Origin of the sequence: Pseudomonas sp. NFACC10-1 (assembly GCF_900119195.1) — a bacterium.
GTDB classification, from domain to species: Bacteria; Pseudomonadota; Gammaproteobacteria; order Pseudomonadales; family Pseudomonadaceae; genus Aquipseudomonas; species Aquipseudomonas cerasi.
Genome location: NZ_FPJB01000004.1, coordinates 289054 through 307101, shown reverse-complemented (window position 1 = coordinate 307101; position 18048 = coordinate 289054). Strand labels below are relative to the sequence as shown.

Annotated in this window: 15 protein-coding genes; 6 read left to right on the top strand and 9 right to left on the bottom strand. The window is 60.1% G+C overall.

Features of this window, described 5'->3' with window-relative positions; genetic code table 11:
* Positions 1-10: 10 nt before the first annotated feature.
* From BT119_RS13685 to BT119_RS13650, 8 genes are all read right to left on the bottom strand, one after another.
* A complete protein-coding gene (locus BT119_RS13685) occupies positions 11-808 on the bottom strand; it encodes an amino acid ABC transporter ATP-binding protein (RefSeq protein ID WP_004413734.1) in 798 nt (265 codons plus the stop codon).
* Positions 801-1451, bottom strand: coding sequence for an ectoine/hydroxyectoine ABC transporter permease subunit EhuD (ehuD, locus tag BT119_RS13680; RefSeq protein WP_072366045.1), 651 nt, complete (start codon positions 1449-1451; stop codon positions 801-803). The genes BT119_RS13685 and ehuD overlap by 8 nt, the downstream gene beginning before the upstream one ends.
* 3 nt (positions 1452-1454) lie before the next feature.
* On the bottom strand, positions 1455-2132 hold the full coding sequence (gene ehuC, locus BT119_RS13675; protein WP_072366043.1) for an ectoine/hydroxyectoine ABC transporter permease subunit EhuC: 678 nt from the start codon (positions 2130-2132) through the stop codon (positions 1455-1457).
* A gap of 57 nt (positions 2133-2189) precedes the next feature.
* A complete protein-coding gene (gene ehuB, locus BT119_RS13670) occupies positions 2190-3062 on the bottom strand; it encodes an ectoine/hydroxyectoine ABC transporter substrate-binding protein EhuB (protein ID WP_024663674.1) in 873 nt (290 codons plus the stop codon).
* A gap of 242 nt (positions 3063-3304) precedes the next feature.
* Positions 3305-4948 carry a dipeptide ABC transporter ATP-binding protein gene (locus BT119_RS13665; RefSeq protein ID WP_072366041.1) on the bottom strand — a complete coding sequence of 548 codons (1644 nt, stop codon included), beginning with the start codon at positions 4946-4948 and terminating at the stop codon, positions 3305-3307.
* Positions 4945-5877 (bottom strand): ABC transporter permease, encoded by a 933-nt coding sequence (locus BT119_RS13660; RefSeq protein WP_072366039.1) that lies wholly within the window; start codon positions 5875-5877, stop codon positions 4945-4947. Before BT119_RS13660 ends, BT119_RS13665 begins: the two co-directional genes overlap by 4 nt.
* Positions 5878-5881: 4 nt before the next feature.
* Positions 5882-6832, bottom strand: coding sequence for an ABC transporter permease (locus tag BT119_RS13655; protein WP_072366037.1), 951 nt, complete (start codon positions 6830-6832; stop codon positions 5882-5884).
* Positions 6829-8460, bottom strand: coding sequence for an ABC transporter substrate-binding protein (locus BT119_RS13650; RefSeq protein ID WP_060707891.1), 1632 nt, complete (start codon positions 8458-8460; stop codon positions 6829-6831). The genes BT119_RS13655 and BT119_RS13650 overlap by 4 nt, the downstream gene beginning before the upstream one ends.
* A 514-nt stretch (positions 8461-8974) precedes the next feature.
* Here BT119_RS13650 and BT119_RS13645 point away from each other — a divergent pair.
* The gene (locus BT119_RS13645; RefSeq protein ID WP_072366035.1) at positions 8975-13027 is read left to right on the top strand and encodes a CHASE domain-containing hybrid sensor histidine kinase/response regulator; all 4053 of its coding nucleotides are present in this window, start codon (positions 8975-8977) and stop codon (positions 13025-13027) included.
* A gap of 18 nt (positions 13028-13045) precedes the next feature.
* Positions 13046-14008, top strand: coding sequence for a GGDEF domain-containing response regulator (locus tag BT119_RS13640; RefSeq protein ID WP_072366033.1), 963 nt, complete (start codon positions 13046-13048; stop codon positions 14006-14008).
* Positions 14009-14017: 9 nt separating this feature from the next.
* On the opposite strand, the gene BT119_RS13635 is transcribed toward BT119_RS13640, so the two are convergent.
* Positions 14018-14902 carry a LysR family transcriptional regulator gene (locus BT119_RS13635; RefSeq protein ID WP_058396244.1) on the bottom strand — a complete coding sequence of 295 codons (885 nt, stop codon included), beginning with the start codon at positions 14900-14902 and terminating at the stop codon, positions 14018-14020.
* Between the two features lie 139 nt (positions 14903-15041).
* Between BT119_RS13635 and BT119_RS13630 the strand changes: the two genes are divergently transcribed.
* The 4 genes from BT119_RS13630 to BT119_RS13615 all read left to right on the top strand — a co-directional run bounded on the left by BT119_RS13630 (position 15042) and on the right by BT119_RS13615 (position 18047).
* Positions 15042-16154: an NADH:flavin oxidoreductase gene (locus tag BT119_RS13630; RefSeq protein WP_003364407.1), complete on the top strand. Its 1113-nt coding sequence runs from the start codon at positions 15042-15044 to the stop codon at positions 16152-16154.
* Positions 16155-16267: 113 nt separating this feature from the next.
* Entirely contained in the window at positions 16268-16561 is a 294-nt protein-coding gene (locus BT119_RS13625) for a metal-sensing transcriptional repressor (RefSeq protein WP_004413716.1), read from the top strand.
* Between the two features lie 7 nt (positions 16562-16568).
* Entirely contained in the window at positions 16569-17444 is an 876-nt protein-coding gene (locus tag BT119_RS13620; protein WP_003364402.1) for a nickel/cobalt efflux protein RcnA, read from the top strand.
* Positions 17445-17621: 177 nt separating this feature from the next.
* Positions 17622-18047, top strand: a complete 426-nt coding sequence (locus BT119_RS13615) for a VOC family protein (RefSeq protein WP_003364399.1) — start codon at positions 17622-17624, stop codon at positions 18045-18047.
* Position 18048: the final 1 nt, after the last annotated feature.

Sequence of the window (18048 nt, the reverse complement as noted above, 5' to 3'; positions counted from 1 at the left end):
GCGCTGGCAATCAGCGCTGCTCCACCCTCTGCAGAAACCTTCGAGTCCGCTCGTTTTGCGGATTCAGCAGAATTTCGCTCGGGGTGCCGTCCGCCACGATGCGCCCGCCCTCCATGAACAGCACCCGGTCAGCGATGTCCTGAGCGAATTTCATCTCGTGGGTCACGAGTAACATGGTCATCTGAAACTCGTGGGCAATCGAGCGAATTACCGCCAGTACCTCGCCGACCAGCTCAGGGTCGAGCGCTGACGTGACTTCATCGAACAACATGACCTGCGGACGCATGGCCAGTGCTCTGGCAATCGCTACACGTTGTTGCTGACCACCGGAGAGCTGGCTCGGATAGGCATCGGCCTTGTGAGCGAGCCCGACCAGCCCGAGGTATTGATGCGCGCGTTCAAGGGCCTCTTCGCGAGGCAGCCTGAGTACCCGTAGCGGTGCTTCGGTGACATTTTCCTGCACGGTGAGGTGTGGGAACAGATTGAACTGCTGGAACACCATGCCTACCCGATGTTCCACCGGAGCCTTGCGTGCGCCAGGCCAGTGCCATCCGGATGTGCGCGCGGGCACTGCTTCACCTGCGACTTCTATGCTGCCTTGCTGATAGTTTTCCAGCCCCTTGATGAGGCGCAATACCGTTGATTTACCCGAGCCACTGGGGCCGATCAAGGCGACTTTCTGACCTTGAGGAATGCTCAGGTCCAGATGGTCGATGATCCGGTTGCGGCCGAAGTCCTTGACCACGTGTTTCAGCTGTATCTGCGCAGTGGTGACGGGTGGGGTTGCGGTGTGTGCGAGATCAGACATGGTTGCGCCTTTCCAGGTATTTGAACAGCAACGAGGTCGGCACACTGATCGCCAGAAACATCAGCGCCATCACTGTGTACGGTTCGTTGTAACGATAGGTCATGCCGGCGACCTGCTTGGCAGCCTGAAACAGTTCAGGGATGGTGATCACCGCCAGAAGCGGCGTTTCCTTGAACATGCCGATCAGGTAATTGCCGAGCACCGGCAGCATGGGTTTCAACGCCTGCGGCAGGATGATGCGCCGCCAGGTGTCGCCACGATTGAAGTCAAGGGCGCGTGCGGCTTCCCACTGTCCGGCCGGGATGTCGTCAATGGCACCGCGATACGCTTCGGCAATATAGGCCGCGTAATAGCAGCCAAGGCCGATCACACCGGTGGTGATCGCCGGGAAGGTGATGCCCGCCAGCGGCAGCGCGAAGAACAGCACATACAACTGGACCATCAACGGCGTATTACGGAAAAAGCTCAGGTAGCCTTTGCTCAGGCGATGCACGACGGTTATCTGCGAGCGCAGTGTCAGGGCCAGGATCAGACCGAGCAACACCGCGAGCAGGAACCCCAGCACCACGACCTGCACGGTCACCAGCAAGCCCTGAAACAGCTCCGGCAGAATCGACCGGGCGAATGCGATATCAAACTCCATCGTTCATCCCCTGGCCGTGCGCCACGCGGTGGCGTGCTGCTCATAACGCTTGACCAGCCAGCTCAATGGCCAGGCCATCACGAAATAGCACACCAGCACGATGCTCCAGATCAGCGTTTGCTGGCCCAGCGTGGTGATCAATTGACTGCCGGTAAAGGTCAGGTCGGTGAGGGTGATGAGTGAGACCAGTGACGTGGTTTTCAGCAGCTCGACCAATTGATTACCCATCGGCGGGATCATGAACGGCAGGGCCTGCGGCAGAATGATTCGCCGAAAGGCGCTTATCGGCCCGAAGTCCAGCGCACGCACAGCGTCACGTTGACCCTGGCTGACGTTGATCAGTGCTGAACGAATGATTTCCGCGCCATACGCCGAAAACGTCAGGCCCAGCCCCAGCACGCCGGTGGTCATGGGGGACAGGCGGATGCCGAACAGCGGCAGAATGAAGAACAGGTAAAACAGCAGCACCAATGCCGAGATGCCACGCAGCACCTCGACATACACCGTGGCGAACCAGCGTAACGTCCGGAATGGCGACAGGCGCATCAGGGCGATTACAAACGAGAGCACCAGTACCAGCAGTTCGGCAAGCACAGTGATCTGCAGGGTGATCCAGGCGCCGTGGGCCAGTTGTCTGGCAATGAAACCTGCGGTTTCCAGTGTTGCAGCATCAACAGGCATGGCCGTACTCGTGTGGGTCAGGGCCGTTTACTGCGCGCCCTTGCGGGGCGGGGCAGATCATGGGTTGCAGCGTTGGGCTGCGGTGATGGCCGGGTCAGCCAGTTCGTTTTCGGTATAGCCGTACTTCTGCAGGATTTTCAGCAGCTCGCCCGATGCCCGGAGTTTGGCCAGTTGTTCGTTGAAGGCCTGTTCGAAGGCCGGATCGTTTTTTGGCAGGCCGTAGGCGTGGTAATTCCAGCCTGGTTTGCCACTGGCGTCCGGAATCTGCTCGAAAGGCAAGGCGCGCTCGATGTCCGGACTGTTGGCTTTCTTGATCAGACTGATGACTTCGGCGTCCGGGAAATACACCACGTCCACGCGACCCGCCTGCAAGGCGGCCAATGCCTCGGTGTCCTTGTCGAACAACACCACGTTGCCGTTGGCGATACCGCTGTCTTTGGCTTCCTGAACCTGATTGCTGCCAGGTTGAGTGGCCAGGCGCACCTTGGCGTTGCTGGCGACGTCCTTGAGGCTGTGCAGGTTCAGCGGGTTGCCGGTTTTGACAATGAACGCACCGCCGGATCGCGTCACCGGGTTGGAGAACGCGATGACCTTGCAGCGATTCGGATTGATGAACAGGCCTGCACCGATCAAGTCGAAACGACCTGCTGCCAGACCCGGCACCAGCGAACCGAAGTCAGTGATAGGCGTCTCGATCTGCTTGATGCCCAGCGGTTCGAGAATCGCCCGCAGTATCTCGACGTTGGCCCCGGTGGCTTTGCCATCGGTGCCGATGTAGGCATAGGGCTGTTCATTGGCGATGCCAGCGGTCAGGCCGTCAGTGCGGCCTTTTTCCAGCAGTCCGGCCAGGGCAGGGAATGAAACGACGGCATTCAGCAGCAGCGCTGAACCCATCAGGGCTGGGAACGACAGGGGGTTGATGCCTTTCATTGCGGGTGCTCGAAGTAGGGGGATGGGGCTTGTTGCTGATGCGGCCTGAACATGCGAGTCAGGTGCGCAAGGTAGCCTGGTCTTGCCTGCATCCTGCTTCGGCAACGTTTGGTGCATAAGGCGAAACTCTATAGCTATTAAAAAGATAATTTAAATATCGATAAGGAATATGCATATACGCAGTCGCCGAGGCCATGGGTTTCAAACGTCGTGCGACCCATTGATGCAAGCCCAGGTATTTGTCAGTGCGTCCCTGTTTGTAACTCCAGACGCCGGCCAGGTATCGCGGCAATCAACTCCTGGGTGTAAGCCGCTTCAGGCCTGGCAAAAACATCCTCGGCCAGACCCTGCTCGACGGTCTTGCCATGCTTGAGCACCAGTACCTGATGGGCAACGCTGGCGACCACTGCAAGGTCGTGGGACACCAGCACGTAGGCGATGCCCGATTCGGCTTGCAGCTCGACCAGCAAGTCGAGAATCTGCGCCTGCACCGACACGTCCAGTGCCGAAACCGGCTCATCGAGCAGCAGCAGATCGGGCTGCAGGGCCAGCGCTCTGGCAATGGCAATCCGCTGACGCTGGCCACCGGAAAGCTCGCGGGGCAGGCGGTCCAGATAGGCCACGGGCAACTGCACTCGCTCTATCAACCGGCGTGCGGCCTGCTCCAGTTCGCGGCCTTTGAGCAGGCCGAACGAGACCAGGGGTTCGACGATGCTTTCGAATAACGTGAAGCGTGGGTCAAGGGCCGCGAACGGGTTTTGCTGCACTAACTGGATACGCCGCCGCAGCGGTCTGAATTCGCGCCAGCCCAGGTCGGTGACATCCTGGCCGTCCAGCTGCACTCGTCCGTGGGTGGGTTTTTCCAGACCCAGTGCGATGCGCAACACAGTACTTTTACCAGAGCCGGACTCGCCGACGATGGCCAGGGTCTGGCCGGGATACACCTTGAAGTTGACGTCTTGCAGCGCCTGGAAGTCGGCGTCTTCGCCTTTCACGTAGGGCAGACGATAGGTCTTGCCGATGTTGCTCAGGGTCAGCAGAGGTGTGTCGCTGCTCGCGACCGGTCGCACTGTTGCCGGGCTCTTGCGCTGGCCGAAAGCCGGTGCTGCGGCGATCAGTGCGCGGGTATAGGCATGGCGAGGCGCGATGAGTATCTGTTGCGGAGGACCTTGTTCGACCAGTTCGCCCTTGTTCATCACCAGCACTCGATCGGCCCGGTCGGCCGCCACGCCCAGATCGTGGGTGATGATCACCAGGGAAATACCACGCTCGGCCACCAGACGTTGCAGATGATCGAGGATCTTGCGTTGTACCGTCACGTCCAGCGCGCTGGTGGGCTCGTCGGCGATGATCAGGCGAGGATTGCCAGCCAGGGCGATGGCGATCAACACGCGTTGGCGCATGCCGCCTGACAGTTCGTGCGGGTACTGACGAGCGCGCAATACCGGCTTGTCCAGACCGACCTGCTGAAGTAATTCCAGCACATCGGCATCCACTGCCGGGTAACGCCGGCCGTGGGCTTGAATCAGTGCTTCGGCAATTTGCCGGCCGATGCGCAGGGTAGGGTTGAGGCCGACCATCGGGTCCTGGGGCACCAGGCCGATGGTGCTGCCGCGAATTCGCCGTTTCTCGCGTTCGCCGGCATGGCCAAGATCGTGTCCATCGACGTGTAGATCGCCGCTGGTGATGGCGGCATTGTCCGGTAACAGGCCGAGTATGGCGTTGGCCATCGTCGACTTGCCGGAGCCGGATTCGCCGACAATCGCTACGGTTTCACCCCGGGCGACCTGAAAGGATACGTTGCGCACGGCCTGGTTGATCTGGCCGTCGAAACGGTAAGCGACACTCAGATGACGAATGTCGATCAGTTGAGCGGTATCGGTCATCGTTGAGTCTCTTCCAGAGTGCGGGCGATGTGGTTGAAGCTGAACACTACGCCAACCACGAACAGGCCCGGCAGCAGCGACACCCAGGGTGCGGTTATCAGGAAGTGACGACCGTTGGCGATCAACGTGCCCCATTCGGCAGCCGGTGGTTCGGCACCAAAGCCGAGGAAACTCAGCCCGGCAGTCGCCAGAATCGCTGCACCGAAATCCAGTGTGGCGAGCACCGCTACCGGGCCCCAGGCGTTCGGCAGGATGTGGCGCAGCAGGGTTCGCGTCCAGCTTGCACCGCCCAGCCGCGCGGCCTCGACGTAAGGCAGGGTCTTGACGCGCAATACTTCGGCGCGGGTGGTGCGCGCGAAGCCGGGGATGATCCCCACGCCTACTGCTATGGCTACCGGAAGGGTGCCGAACCCGATGGCGGTGACAATCGCCAGCGCCAGTAGCAAGCCGGGCAGGGCCAGCAATACATCGATCAGACGCATGATCACTGCATCGATGCGCCCGCCTGCGAAACCGGAAATCACCCCCAGGCTCAGGCCACCGGCCATGGCGATGCCCACCGCCAGCAATGCGGCCTGTACCGAAAGGCTCGAACCGTGTACCACGCGGGTGTAGAGATCACGACCCAGTTCGTCGGTACCGAACCAGTGCGCTGCATTTGGCGCGGTGAGCTTGTCGCTGGGCGAGGTGGCGTAAGGTGCGTAGCTGCTCAGCAGGTTGGGTGCCAGCGCCGCCAGCAACGCAAAGGCGACCATTGCCACAGCGAGCAGAAACCCCGGGCGGCGCAGCAGGGGCCTGGCGGCCTCCACGGCGCGACTCAGGCTGCTGCGTCGCTGCCACTGCGCGGCAGGTGCGTTGTTGCCGGGAAGGTTTTGACTGGGATCAACAAGGCGGGTCAGGCGCGCAAGGCGGTTGTCGAAGATAGTCATGGCGTCAGGAGACCTTTGGCGTGTGGGCGATGCGCGGATCCAGCGCGGGGTACAGCAGGTCAACGATCAGATTGACCACGACGAAAGCAGCTGCCGAGACTGCTACGATGGCCTGCACCACCGGAATGTCCTGGCGCAGCACGGCCTCCTGGGCAAGTCGACCGACCCCGGAGCGGGCGAAAATGGTTTCCACCAGCACTGCGCCGGACACTGTGTTGCCCACTTGCAGGCCGATCAGTGTGAGCAGCGGCAGGGCAGCATTCTTGAACGCATGGCGGGCCTGAACCTGCGCGCGGGTCAGGCCCTTGGCATAAGCGGTGATGATGTAGGGCTCTTTCCAGACGCCCTGAAAACCACGTTGCAGGACCTGGGCGTACACCGCGGCGCTGGGGATCGCCAGCGTGACGGCGGGCAATATAAGGCTGGAGAATCCCTGATTGCCGGTCGCCGGGAACCAGCCAAGAGTGAACGCGAACAGTTGAATGAACAGCAGGCCCATCCAGAAGACCGGCACCGAGAAGCCCAGCGACGGCAGGCGTGACAAGGCGACTTTCAAGGGCTGCCAGCGTACGTAGGCGGTGAGATACGCCAGACCTGTCCCGCCGATCAGTGACAGAACAATGGCCAGCCCCGCAAGGCTCAGGGTTTGTGGCAGACGCTCGATCAGTAATTCTGAAACTGGGCGGTTGAGCGTCAGCGAATTGCCGAAGTCGCCATGTAACGCTCCCCACAGCAAATCGACGTATTGCTCGAAGATGCCGCGGTCCAGTCCGTAATAGAGCTTGGCCTTGGCGAGGTCCTGCGGGGACAGGGAGTCGATTTCGACACCCGAGGCGCTGAGCATGATCGACAGGCTGTCGCCGGGCAGCAGGTAAAGAATGAAATAGGTGACGCTGTAGGCACCCCAAAGTACCAGTAGCGCTTGCGCGATCCGACTGAGGATATAGCGACTCATGGCGTTGCCAACTCGATGTCGTTGAACAGCGCAAAGCCTTCCGCCGTCCAGTGGAAATTGCGTACGTTTTTCGCCGTGGCGGCTTGCCAGACGCGCTCGTAAACCGGGATCGCCGAGCCCTCGTCGACCAGCAGGTCCTGCAACTCGCCATAAGCCCTGGCGCGCTGTTCGCTTTGCGTGGCGGTCAGTCCTGCGTCGAACAGCTCAAGGGCCTTGGGCAGCGTTTCCGGCGCGTAAAGGTTGGTCGCCAGCGTCGAGCTGTTGGCACTGCGCGGGTCGATGATGGTCTGCAGAATGATCGGGTCGGCGCGGGTCATGTAGGTGGACGTCAGGTCATAATTGCCTGCCGCATTGGCCGCAGCCCACTCGGCGGTGGTCACCACGTTAAGCTTGAGCTCGATACCCACCTTGCGCAGTTGATCCTGAATCAGCACATCACCAGCGGTTTCGGCGGGTGACAGGTTGTAGGCCAGCTTCAGGCGCTTGCCTTCCTTATAACGATAGCCGTCGGCGTTTTTCTGCCAGCCCGCAGCGTCGAGCAGGCGCTCTGCACCTTGAGGGTCGTAGGTCAGTTTGTCGGCCTGGCTTTTATAAAACGGCGTGGTGACGTCGTAGATGCCGGAGACCACCGGGAATTGCGGGTTGTAAACGGTGGCTGCGTAGGTCTTGCGGTCGATTGCCTTTTGCAGGGCCAGGCGCACGTTGCGGTCGGCAAGAATGCGATTGCCACGCGTGTTGGGGTACAGGTTCAGCGCAGGTCCTGGCAGCGAACGGCTCTGAATGGTCGCGCCCCTGGACTTGAACAGGTTGAGGTCCACCTCGGAGAACGGATTGCGCGGCCAGAGGATGTCCACCTGCCCCTGAACGAACTGGCCGTTACGGACGCTTTCTTCCGGCACGTAGCTGACCTCGACCGCATCCAGATGCGCCTCGCCCTTGTTCTGCGCATTGGCCGATGGCCAGGCATAGCCCTTGCGTTTGATCAGGCGCAAACCGCTTTCAGGCGTGTAGCGCTCCAGCACGAATGGCCCGGTGCCAATGATCGCGCCCAACGAACGCTCCTTGACGCTGAGTGCGTAGGACTCTGGAGCAAGAATGGCGAGATTGGTGGTGGAGGTGGCTTGCAGGAAGCCCGCGTTGGGTTGGGCCAGCACCAGTTTGATGGTGAAGTCGTCCAGTACCTCGGCGTGGTCGTAGCCTTTGAGGTAAGTGGCGCCGAAGGTGGCTGGCAGTTGTGCGGCGAACGACTTGTCCGCGTCGTAGGCCGTCTTCACCGCTTGAGCGTCGAAACGTGTGCCGTTGCTGAAGGTCACGTCCTTGCGCAAGTGAAAGGTATATTCCAGCGCGTTGTCACTGACTTCCCAGCGTTCTGCCAGCCAGGGAATGATCTTGCCGGTCTGCGGGTCCTGATCGGTCAGGGACTCGGCAATATTGCGCAGCACCACCCGATGCTCCAGCCAGTACACCTGAAAGGGGTCAAGGCTGACCAGCGTGGTGTTGTCTCTGAAGAACGCCACTTTGAGGGTTTTGGCTGCCTGGCCGTCCGGGCCGGAGGGTGAGCAGCCGAGCAGGGTAATGGCTGTGAAGGCGGCGAACAGCAGGCGCGGGAGGAACGTGCGCCCAGTCATCGCACTGCGCTCCGGGGGGCGAGTCCAGTCGAAAAAGTCGAAGGCGGTGTACGGCGCATGGAAGGTCCTCTTCAAGTCGAGCACAGTGCTTCAGCACTGATTTCTTAAGACCGTATTCTTATGGTCATGCGCTGTAAAAGTCTTTTTTCTTCTAAGCTAATATAGGTTTTTGTGATTAATTTATTTTTTATTATGCTTATTTAGTATTTTTTAAGGCTTTATGTTCTTGGCAAACAGCGCTTTGTCAAAAACCAGACTTTTGGTCGTCGTCACTGAGTCCGATCAAAATCGTCCCTTTCATCGGCCAGACCGACGCCTGAAGTTGCAGGTGGCTGCTGGCAAATGCCCTGCGACCACTTGCACGCGATAAACCATGCAGCGATGGCGATGGCGACGTCACTGGCGCTTGGTCGAAGACAATCTACGCTTGAGGTCGCAGAGACACGCCAGGGCAGGCGGACGGTGTCCTCTGGTCACCTCACAGTATTCAGGATTGAAAACGAGTGTCTGATTGATGAAGAAAAGCTCTCTCACGTGGCTCGTTGGCTGGATGGCTGTGGTTCTGCTGGCCGGGCTCAGCGTCAGTTTTATTGCCAGCCATGAACAGCGCAGATCGATCGATGCGCGTATAGAACAGGCGCTCAAGGAGGCCGGAGAGGGCATCGGCGATAACTTGCAGGCACGACTCAGGGTGTACGAGTACCGTCTTCGAGGCCTGCGCGGTGCCGTTCATATGCTGGACCTCGAGCATATCAACAGCAGCCAGATGAGCCGCTACAGCAAAGGGCGCAATATCGAGAAGGAATACCCTGGCGCGCGCGGGTTCGGCTTCATCCGTCGTGTCGCGGCCAGCGATGAGGCCGAATTCGTGAGGCGTGTCAGGGAAGATGGCAGGCCGGACTTCAGTCTTGGTCGGCTGGGTGCCCAGCAGGGAGACCGTTTCATCATTCAATTCATCGACCCGCTGGCCCGCAACGTCCAGGCACTGGGGCTGGACATCGCCTCCGAGGAGCATCGTCGCGATGCAGCCCTTCAGGCCATGCGCAGTGGCGCTGCCACCCTGTCGGCGCCCATTACCCTGCTGCAGGACAATGATGACCACTTGCGTGCTTTCCTATTCCTGTTACCGGTTTACAGCACCCCTGAAACCCCGACCGATATCGCCCTGCGCGAAACATCCCTGATCGGCTGGACCTATGCGCCGTTGGCCATGCGTGAGGTGATGAGCAATCTGGACCCTCTCAACCACAGAGTGCACTTGAAGCTTTATGACGTCAGTGAAGGCCAGCATCTGATCTACCAGACTCCGGAAAGCGGTCATGAGCAGGAGGTCTTGCAGACCTATGCTTTCGAACGAGACATCTATGGCCGCGTGTGGCGCATGGAGGTAGGCGCTCACCCGGCATTTGCCGAGGCACTCGATCCGGTTCCGGCGGGCAGGGTGTTCATGATCGGCACATTGGTCAGCCTGATGTTGACGGTGCTGGTTGGCACTCTACTGTTGTCCCGTCAGCGCAAACAGCAGGTGGTTGCCGGTCAGGCCAGGCTGGCCACTATCGTCGAAAACTCCAGCGACGCGATCATCGGTGAAGCCCTGGACGGTCGGATCATCACCTGGAACCGGGCTGCCGAGCAGATGTTCGGCTATGACGAGCACGAAGTGCTGGGCTGTCCATTGGCGCCACTGCTGGTTCCGCCAGATCTGGTTCATGAAGACGAACAGTTGTTGGAAAGGGTGGCCCGCGGTGAGCGAGGCCCGACGCTGGAAACCCGGCGTCTGCACAAGAACGGTCAATTGATCGATGTGACCATTACCTGCAGCTTCATCCGCGAGACGGACGGCACCATACTCGGCGCGGCGAAAATGATGCACGACATCACCGACCGCAAGCGCGTCGAACGCTATCTCATGGAGTTCAACGCACAGCTTGAGCAACAGGTCAGCGAGCGCACTGCAGAGCTGTCCAGAGTGGCGGGTTTGCTGCAGGGAGTGCTGGACGCCTCTTCGGAGGTTTCGATCATCGCTACCGATATGCAGGGGCAGATCTTTGTGTTCAATCGGGGCGCCGAATTGCTGCTGGGCTACAGCAATGCGGAAATGGTCAGCGGCAACGGTCCAGGCGTGTTTCATCTTCCTGAAGAAGTGGCCGCACGCTCCGCTGAGCTGAGCCGTGAATACGGCATCCCGATCGAAGGCATTGACGTCTTTTGCTACAAGGCATCCCTCGAAGGTTCGGAAACCCGACAATGGACCTACGTACGCAAGGATGGCACGACGGTCCCTGTGCTGATGATCATCACCCCGATCCGTACCGCCGATGGAGAACTCATCGGTCATCTGGGTATCGCTCAGGACATCACCGAACGGCTGCACCATAGCGCCGAATTGCACGCGGCCAAGTCCAGCGCCGAAGCTGCCAATGCGGCCAAAAGTCTGTTCCTGGCCAACATGAGCCATGAAATTCGCACGCCCATGAACGCCGTGATCGGCATCTCCCACCTGCTGCACAACACCGCCTTGAACGACCAGCAACGCCAGTTGCTGACCAAGCTGCAGATTGCCGGCCGGACCTTGTTGGGGATCATCAACGATATCCTCGACATCGCCAAGATCGAGGCGGGAGAGATGCGGCTGGAACATAACCCCTTCAGCCCTCGACAACTGCTCGACGAACTGGGCGAGCTGTTCACGCCCCAGGCGCAGGAGAAAGGCCTGCGTTTTTCTGTCAGCGTCGTGGCATCGCTGCCTGGCCAGTTGATAGGAGACGCATTGCGGGTCAACCAGATCCTCATGAATCTGGTCGGCAATGCGCTCAAGTTCACCACAGTCGGCGGAGTCGATGTGACAGTGAGTCGTGAAGACGATCACGCCGATACTTGCTGGTTGCGCTTCTCTGTGCAGGACACGGGCTGTGGCATACCGGCCAATGCACTCGGCCAGCTGTTTGCGCCGTTCACACAGGCGGATGCGTCTACCACGCGGCGTTTTGGCGGCACCGGACTGGGTTTGTCGGTGGTGCGCGGGCTGGCCGAGCAGATGGGCGGCCGGATAGGGGTGGAGAGCGAACTCGGCACCGGCAGCGAGTTCTGGGTGGAGTTGCCGTTTCAGAGCAGCCAGAGCGATCTGGAGCCGTCCGGCCCGGGAAGCAGTCTGGAGGTCATGCTGCTCAGCGACGACGTGCAGTCGTCCACGGCGCTGCAACGGTTATGTCGCGGCCTGGGCTGGCGAGTGGCAAACCTGACCGACGAACAGGCGCTGCACGTCGCCTTGCAAGAGCGTAATCACGTCAACGCGCCCTTGCCGGATGTGTTGTTGGTGGACTGGCAGCAGCCGCAGGTTGAGCAGGTGCAACAACTGATCGAGGCGACGCCGCTTCCGGTCATTCTGGTGACCCCGTCCGGGATCCGGGAAGAACTGCTCCCTCTGGTCGACAAGGTATTGCTCAAGCCGCTGGACAGCTCGGCCTTGTTCAACGCGATCAATGCCTGTATCGCCAAGTACCAGGGCAGCACCGAAAGGGTCATTCAGGCCACGCGAATGGATACCTCCATGACGCTCTGGCTGAGTGGATTGCACCTGCTGCTGGTGGACGACAGCGAGATCAATCTGGAGGTCGCCAGCCTGTTGTTGCAGCAACAGGGCGCTGTGGTTCAGACCTGCAGCAATGGTCTGCTGGCCCTTGAACGACTGCGTCAGACGCCAGATGTCTTCGATGCCGTGCTGATGGATGTGCAGATGCCGGAAATGGATGGTTATGAGGCCACGCGGCGCTTGCGCAATGAACTGGGCCTGACACGATTGCCTGTGCTGGCGTTGACCGCAGGCGCCCTGGCAGAGGAGCGGCGACAGGCCGAGCTCGCGGGTATGGATGACTTCCTCACCAAGCCTCTGGACCCCGCCGCCCTGATCCGGGCGGTACGTCGTGCCGTCGAGCGTGTTCGAGGCGCTCCGCTGGCGGTCGGCACCTTGCTGCAGGAAGCCCCGACAGGCTCTGCATGGCCGGTGATCGAAGGTATCGACACCCAGGAGGTCGCCGCTCGGCTAGGCAATGATGTGCCCTTGTTTCTCTCGTCCCTGCGGCGCTTTTTCAATGAATTTGTCGCGTTCGGCGAGAGCGAGAGCCTTCTGGCACGGGCGCGACAGAGCCCCGATCAAACGATGGCTGACCTGCACAAGCTGCGCGGTGCTGCGCTGCTGCTCGGCGCTAGGCAAGTAGGGCTGCATGCCGGGCAGGCGGAAGCCCTGCTGCGCCACGGTACGGACCCTGAGCCGGCTCTGCGGGGTGTGAGCGCCGCTTTCCGTGCTTTGCAAGACCGCACGCCGGTACTTGAGGAAAGGACACCGGCCCCGCGTATCGATGCGGATCCCGATGCCTCCCGACAGGCGTTATCGACCTTGCGTGAATTGCTTGAAAACCGTGATATCGCCGCGCTGGACCAGTTTCCGCTGGCTGCTGCCGCGCTTCAGGAGCTGGCCGGGCAGGCACTGGTCGAACAGCTCTGGCAAACCATTGAAGGACTCGAGTTCGACCAGGCACTGCACCTGCTCGAACGTGCCGACTTATAAAAAGGAGCTTCATCCATCATGCAACCTGTACCTAGCCTGCTGATTGTCGATGATGATATTTCCGCCATTCGTGTGCTGAGCAAAGTTCTCAATGGCCTGGGACAGATTCGTTTTGCCACGGGTGGCGCCCAGGCCCTGAAGATGGTCCGGGACATGCGTCCGGACCTTATCCTTCTCGACGCCGAGATGCCTGGAATGAGCGGGTTTGAGGTCTGCGAGACGCTAAAGGCCGATCAACTGCTGGAAGACGTCCCGGTCATCTTCATCACCAGCCACACCGAAACCCGCATCGAGGAAGCCGGACTGGCGCTGGGTGCGGTGGATTTCATCGGCAAACCCATTCAGCCGTTGATCGTCACGGCGCGCGTAAAGACCCACCTGCGCCTGAAAATGGCGATGGACCAGCTCAACCTGCTGGCCCAGACCGATGGGCTGACGGGGCTGGCCAACCGGCGTTTTCTCGACGAGAGCATCGAGCGTGAATGGCTGCGCGTGCGGCGCAATCAGGGGGCATTTTCGCTGCTGTTGCTCGATATCGATTTCTTCAAGCGCTACAACGATCACTATGGCCATTTGCAAGGCGATGAGTGCCTGATTGCCATTGCCCATGCCGTGAAAAATTGCGTGCACAGGTCTACCGATCTGGTGGCCCGTTATGGGGGCGAGGAGTTCGCCGTGCTATTGCCGGATACCGGCGCAGAGGGTGCCTGCCGGCTGGCGGAGGAAATCGTGGAGCACATTCATGGCCTTGCCAGGCTCCATGAAACCAGCGACCTGGGCCGGGTGACAGTGTCGGTGGGGGTGGCAAGTCTGGAGGCTGGCGCGCTGCCCATCCCGCGCCCGGGCGTGGCGGCCGGTACTGCGCCTGACCCGATTGCAGCAGCATTGCTGGCGGAAGCCGACCGGGCCTTGTACCGGGCCAAGCATGAAGGACGAAACTGCAGCCGGTTTGAGCCGATACAGGTTGCACCATGGCACTGACACCTTGCTTCAAACCGTACTTTTCTTGAGCTCTGCTTCAAGGCGGTCGACGAACAGGCGTACCCGGTGAGGTACGCGCTGGCGGGTCGGCAGGACGGCCGTCACCGACAGTTGCTCGGGGATGACGTCTTCGAAGTGTATCTGCAGAAGGCTGCCTGCACGGATTTCCTGCTGAACGTCCCAATAGGTCAGCATGGCCAGCCCCAGGCCCTGTTTGCACGCCGTGCGCACCGCTTCGACGCTGTTGGCCGAGAACGTACCCTGAGCGCGAATGGCCACCGGCTCGCCCTCTCTGATGAACGTCCAGTAAGGCATCGCATGCAAGGTTATGCATGGGTGTTGGCGGAGCTCGTCGAGTACCGATGGCTGGCCGCGCCGCATCAGGTAGTCGGGGCTTGCACACACGACCCGTGGGTTGGGCGCCAGCGATCTGGCCACCAGCGCAGAGTCACGTATCGTGGCGATCCGAATGGCGACATCGATGCCTAACCCGGCGATGTCCACGATGCTGTCCGACAGTGTCAGGTCGACACTCAGTGCCGGGTTCTCCTGCATCAATACCGGCAGCAGCGGCATGATGACAGTCTGACCAAACACGCTGGGTGCTGTCACCCGCAACACGCCACTGGCCTTACCGGTATCGCCTTTCAGCGTGGCGCGGGCGGTTTCGCTGGTGTGCAGCATGGTTTTGGCGTGGGGCAGAAACACTTCGCCCTCCGGCGTCAGCGATACCGAGCGGGTTGTGCGGTGAACCAGCCTGACGCCCAGGTCGTTTTCCAGCGCAGCCAGACGCCTGGAGATTGCCATCGGCGACAACCCGAGTCGACGCGCCGCTTCCGACAGGCTCCTGCTGGAAGCAATGGCGGCGAACACCTCTATGTCAGATATTTGCACGGATTCTATCCATTTTCGTTAAAGCGCCTTATCTGCACGGCCGGGTTCCAATGGGCTGCGCCACCCCTTACCGTTGCTGCAGGTTCTGTCAATGACAGCGGGCAATTGGTAGCCGGTCTGCACAGTGAGGATTTGAAGTATGAACGAGACAAACAAACACGTTACAGCTCCGTTCGATATCGGTCATCTGAAACTGAAGAACAGGTTTGCGGTGGCGCCCATGACACGCGTGAGCGCGGACGAGCAGGGCAGTGCAACGCAGGCCATGACGCGCTATTACGAGCGATTCGCCAAGGGTGGTTTCGGCCTGATCGTCACCGAGGGTAACTACACCGATCGCCGTTTTTCCCAAGGCTACCGCTTCCAGCCCGGGCTCACCGATGACGAGCAGGCTCAGGCCTGGCGTGCTACGACCGATGCTGTGCACCGGCATGGCAGTGTCATGATTGCGCAACTCATGCACGCCGGCGCGCTCAGCCAGGCCAATCGCTTCGTCAGCGAGTCTGCGGGTCCTTCGGCCATTCGTCCCAAGGGCGAACAGATGGCGTTCTATTACGGCGCGGGCAGCTACCGGATCCCGCAAGCGATGAGTGACAAGGACATTGCCGAGGCCATTGACGGGTTCGCCCACGCGGCGCAACTGGCTATCGGCACTGCAGGCTTTGACGGTGTCGAGATACATGGGGCGAACGGCTACCTGCTCGATCAGTTTTTGACCGACTACAGCAATCAGCGCACCGATCAATGGGGCGGTGAGGTCGGACAGCGTCTGCGACTGACGCTCGAGGTCATCGCCGCAGTGAAAAAAGTCGCCGGGCAGGCACCGGTGGGCGTGCGTCTTTCACAAGGCAAGGTCAACGACTTTCAGCACAAATGGGCGGGGGACGAGAGCGATGCCGAAATCATTTTCGATGCGCTGGCCGATGCCGGCGTCGATTACATCCATGTGACCGAACATGAAGCATGGCAGCCGGCCTTTGCCCAGGGTGAAGCCAGCCTGGTCGAACTGGCCCGTCGCTACGCGCCGGGTGTTGCGCTGATCGCCAATGGCGGCCTGCACGATCCGCAAAAAGCCGACCAGGTGCTTCGCCAAGGTGCGGACATCATCGCAGTGGGCAAGGGTGCGCTGGCCAATCCGGACCTGCCAGAGTTGTTGCGTCAGGGCGCGCCACTCCGCGACTTCGATCCAGCCATTCTCGGGCCGATTGCCAATATCAAGGACAGCGAGCTGGCATTCAACGGGATGAATTGAACAGGTTTTCATAGGTGGGCTCGCTTCCGGTTCCAATCCTGCATTACCTTTGACTCTATCCTCCCTGGGGGGATAGAGTGCCGGTCTGAATTGTCCAGGCCAGAGCTCAAGCCATGAGTGAACACGACCACCCCCACGGCCATACGCACCAGTCCCACATAGCTGTTATCAAGCGCCTGAAACGGGCCGACGGCCATTTGCGCAGCATCATCACCATGATCGAAGACGGGCGCGAGTGCGTGGACATCGCCCAGCAGCTGCACGCGGTCGAGAAAGCGGTGTGCCAGGCCAAGCGAACGTTGATTCAGGATCATATCGATCACTGCCTTGAAGACACGCTCGGTTCACTCGCCAAGGGCGAGCGGGCACCGCTGGAAGCCTTCAAGCAAATCACCAAATACCTCTAGGTCTCACATGCCCAACTTCGTCGAGCTGTTACAGCAAGGGGGGTCGCACGCCTGGCTGTATTTCCCCAGTGCCATTTTGCTGGGCGCGTTGCACGGGCTGGAGCCTGGGCATTCAAAAACCATGATGGCGGCGTTCATTGTGGCCATTCGTGGCTCTGTGAAACAGGCCGTGATGCTCGGCGTCGCCGCTACCGTTTCGCACACCGCCGTTGTCTGGCTGGTGGCAATCGGCGGGATGTATCTGGGCCAGGGGCTGGATGCTGAAACCACGGAACCTTACTTCCAGCTCGGGTCATCTGCCGTGATCATCGCCATTGCATTGTGGATGCTATGGCGCACCTGGCGTGGCGAGCAGTTGTATAAGGTCGAAAGTGCCAGGCTCAGTCACGGGCATACAGGCCATGGCCATGAGCACGGCGTGGACTCCCATGAGCACGAGCATGGTCACAATCACAGCCATGACCACAGTGATCTGGACGGCTTGAACCTGAGCGCCGAAGGCTATCAGGACGCCCATGAAAAGGCCCATGCCGACGACATTCGCAAGCGCTTCATCCATCGCGAGGTCAGCAATGGCCAGATCCTGATGTTCGGCTTGACCGGGGGGCTTATCCCTTGCCCAGCAGCCATCACCGTGTTGCTGCTGTGCCTGCAGGTGAAGCAGGTCACCTTGGGCGCGATGATGGTGATCTGTTTCAGCCTGGGTCTCGCCGTCACGCTGGTCACCGTTGGCGCTGCCGCCGCCATCGGTGCGCGAAAAGCCTCGAATCGTTTCCCCTGGCTCAGTGCAGCCGCTCGACGCGCACCTTACCTGTCCAGCGTCCTGATTATCTGTGTCGGGATGTATGTAGGGATCAACGGCTGGATCAGCCTGCATTCGTGAGCTGGCCTGGTGCTTGAGCGTGGCCGCTATCACAAAAATAATTTGTGCATCTTTAAAATATATATTGATTTTTATTGGTGTCGCGTGGCCTTAGCATGAGTGGAACTTGAATAAGTCGCCGGACAGCGAGCACGCTGTCAGGCTCACACGCCACCAAGAGCTGCAATCGGAGTCCTGATGAGTCTTTCTCCTTTCCACCTTGCAATCCCGGTTTATGACCTGGCCGCGACACGTGCCTTCTACGGTGAGGTGTTCGGTCTTTCCGAAGGGCGCTCCAGCGATCAGTGGGTCGACTTCGATTTCTACGGGCACCAGTTGGTGATTCATGAACACCCGAAAACCGCCTCTCAAGAGAGCGTGCACAGCAACCCGGTAGACGGTCACGACGTTCCGGTTCCGCACTTCGGTATCATTCTGGAATGGGCTCAGTGGGAAGCTCTGGCCGAGCGCTTGAAATCCTTCGGCACCGAGTTCGTCATCGAACCCTACATTCGATTCAAGGGGCAGGTGGGTGAGCAGGCCACCATGTTCCTGTTCGATCCCTGCGGCAATGCGCTTGAGTTCAAGGCGTTCAAGGACATGAGTCAGCTGTTCGCAAAATAGT

What these genes read in the sequence shown, in the direction of transcription:
- BT119_RS13640 (WP_072366033.1), top strand. Translation starts at nt 13,046, where the DNA reads ATGCAACCTGTACCTAGCCTGCTGATTGTCGATGATGATATTTCCGCC.
- ehuD (WP_072366045.1), bottom strand. Translation starts at nt 1,451, where the DNA reads ATGGAGTTTGATATCGCATTCGCCCGGTCGATTCTGCCGGAGCTGTTT.
- BT119_RS13625 (WP_004413716.1), top strand. Translation starts at nt 16,268, where the DNA reads ATGAGTGAACACGACCACCCCCACGGCCATACGCACCAGTCCCACATA.
- BT119_RS13650 (WP_060707891.1), bottom strand. Translation starts at nt 8,460, where the DNA reads ATGACTGGGCGCACGTTCCTCCCGCGCCTGCTGTTCGCCGCCTTCACA.
- BT119_RS13665 (WP_072366041.1), bottom strand. Translation starts at nt 4,948, where the DNA reads ATGACCGATACCGCTCAACTGATCGACATTCGTCATCTGAGTGTCGCT.
- BT119_RS13620 (WP_003364402.1), top strand. Translation starts at nt 16,569, where the DNA reads ATGCCCAACTTCGTCGAGCTGTTACAGCAAGGGGGGTCGCACGCCTGG.
- BT119_RS13655 (WP_072366037.1), bottom strand. Translation starts at nt 6,832, where the DNA reads ATGAGTCGCTATATCCTCAGTCGGATCGCGCAAGCGCTACTGGTACTT.
- ehuB (WP_024663674.1), bottom strand. Translation starts at nt 3,062, where the DNA reads ATGAAAGGCATCAACCCCCTGTCGTTCCCAGCCCTGATGGGTTCAGCG.
- BT119_RS13615 (WP_003364399.1), top strand. Translation starts at nt 17,622, where the DNA reads ATGAGTCTTTCTCCTTTCCACCTTGCAATCCCGGTTTATGACCTGGCC.
- BT119_RS13660 (WP_072366039.1), bottom strand. Translation starts at nt 5,877, where the DNA reads ATGACTATCTTCGACAACCGCCTTGCGCGCCTGACCCGCCTTGTTGAT.
- BT119_RS13630 (WP_003364407.1), top strand. Translation starts at nt 15,042, where the DNA reads ATGAACGAGACAAACAAACACGTTACAGCTCCGTTCGATATCGGTCAT.
- BT119_RS13645 (WP_072366035.1), top strand. Translation starts at nt 8,975, where the DNA reads ATGAAGAAAAGCTCTCTCACGTGGCTCGTTGGCTGGATGGCTGTGGTT.
- BT119_RS13685 (WP_004413734.1), bottom strand. Translation starts at nt 808, where the DNA reads ATGTCTGATCTCGCACACACCGCAACCCCACCCGTCACCACTGCGCAG.
- ehuC (WP_072366043.1), bottom strand. Translation starts at nt 2,132, where the DNA reads ATGCCTGTTGATGCTGCAACACTGGAAACCGCAGGTTTCATTGCCAGA.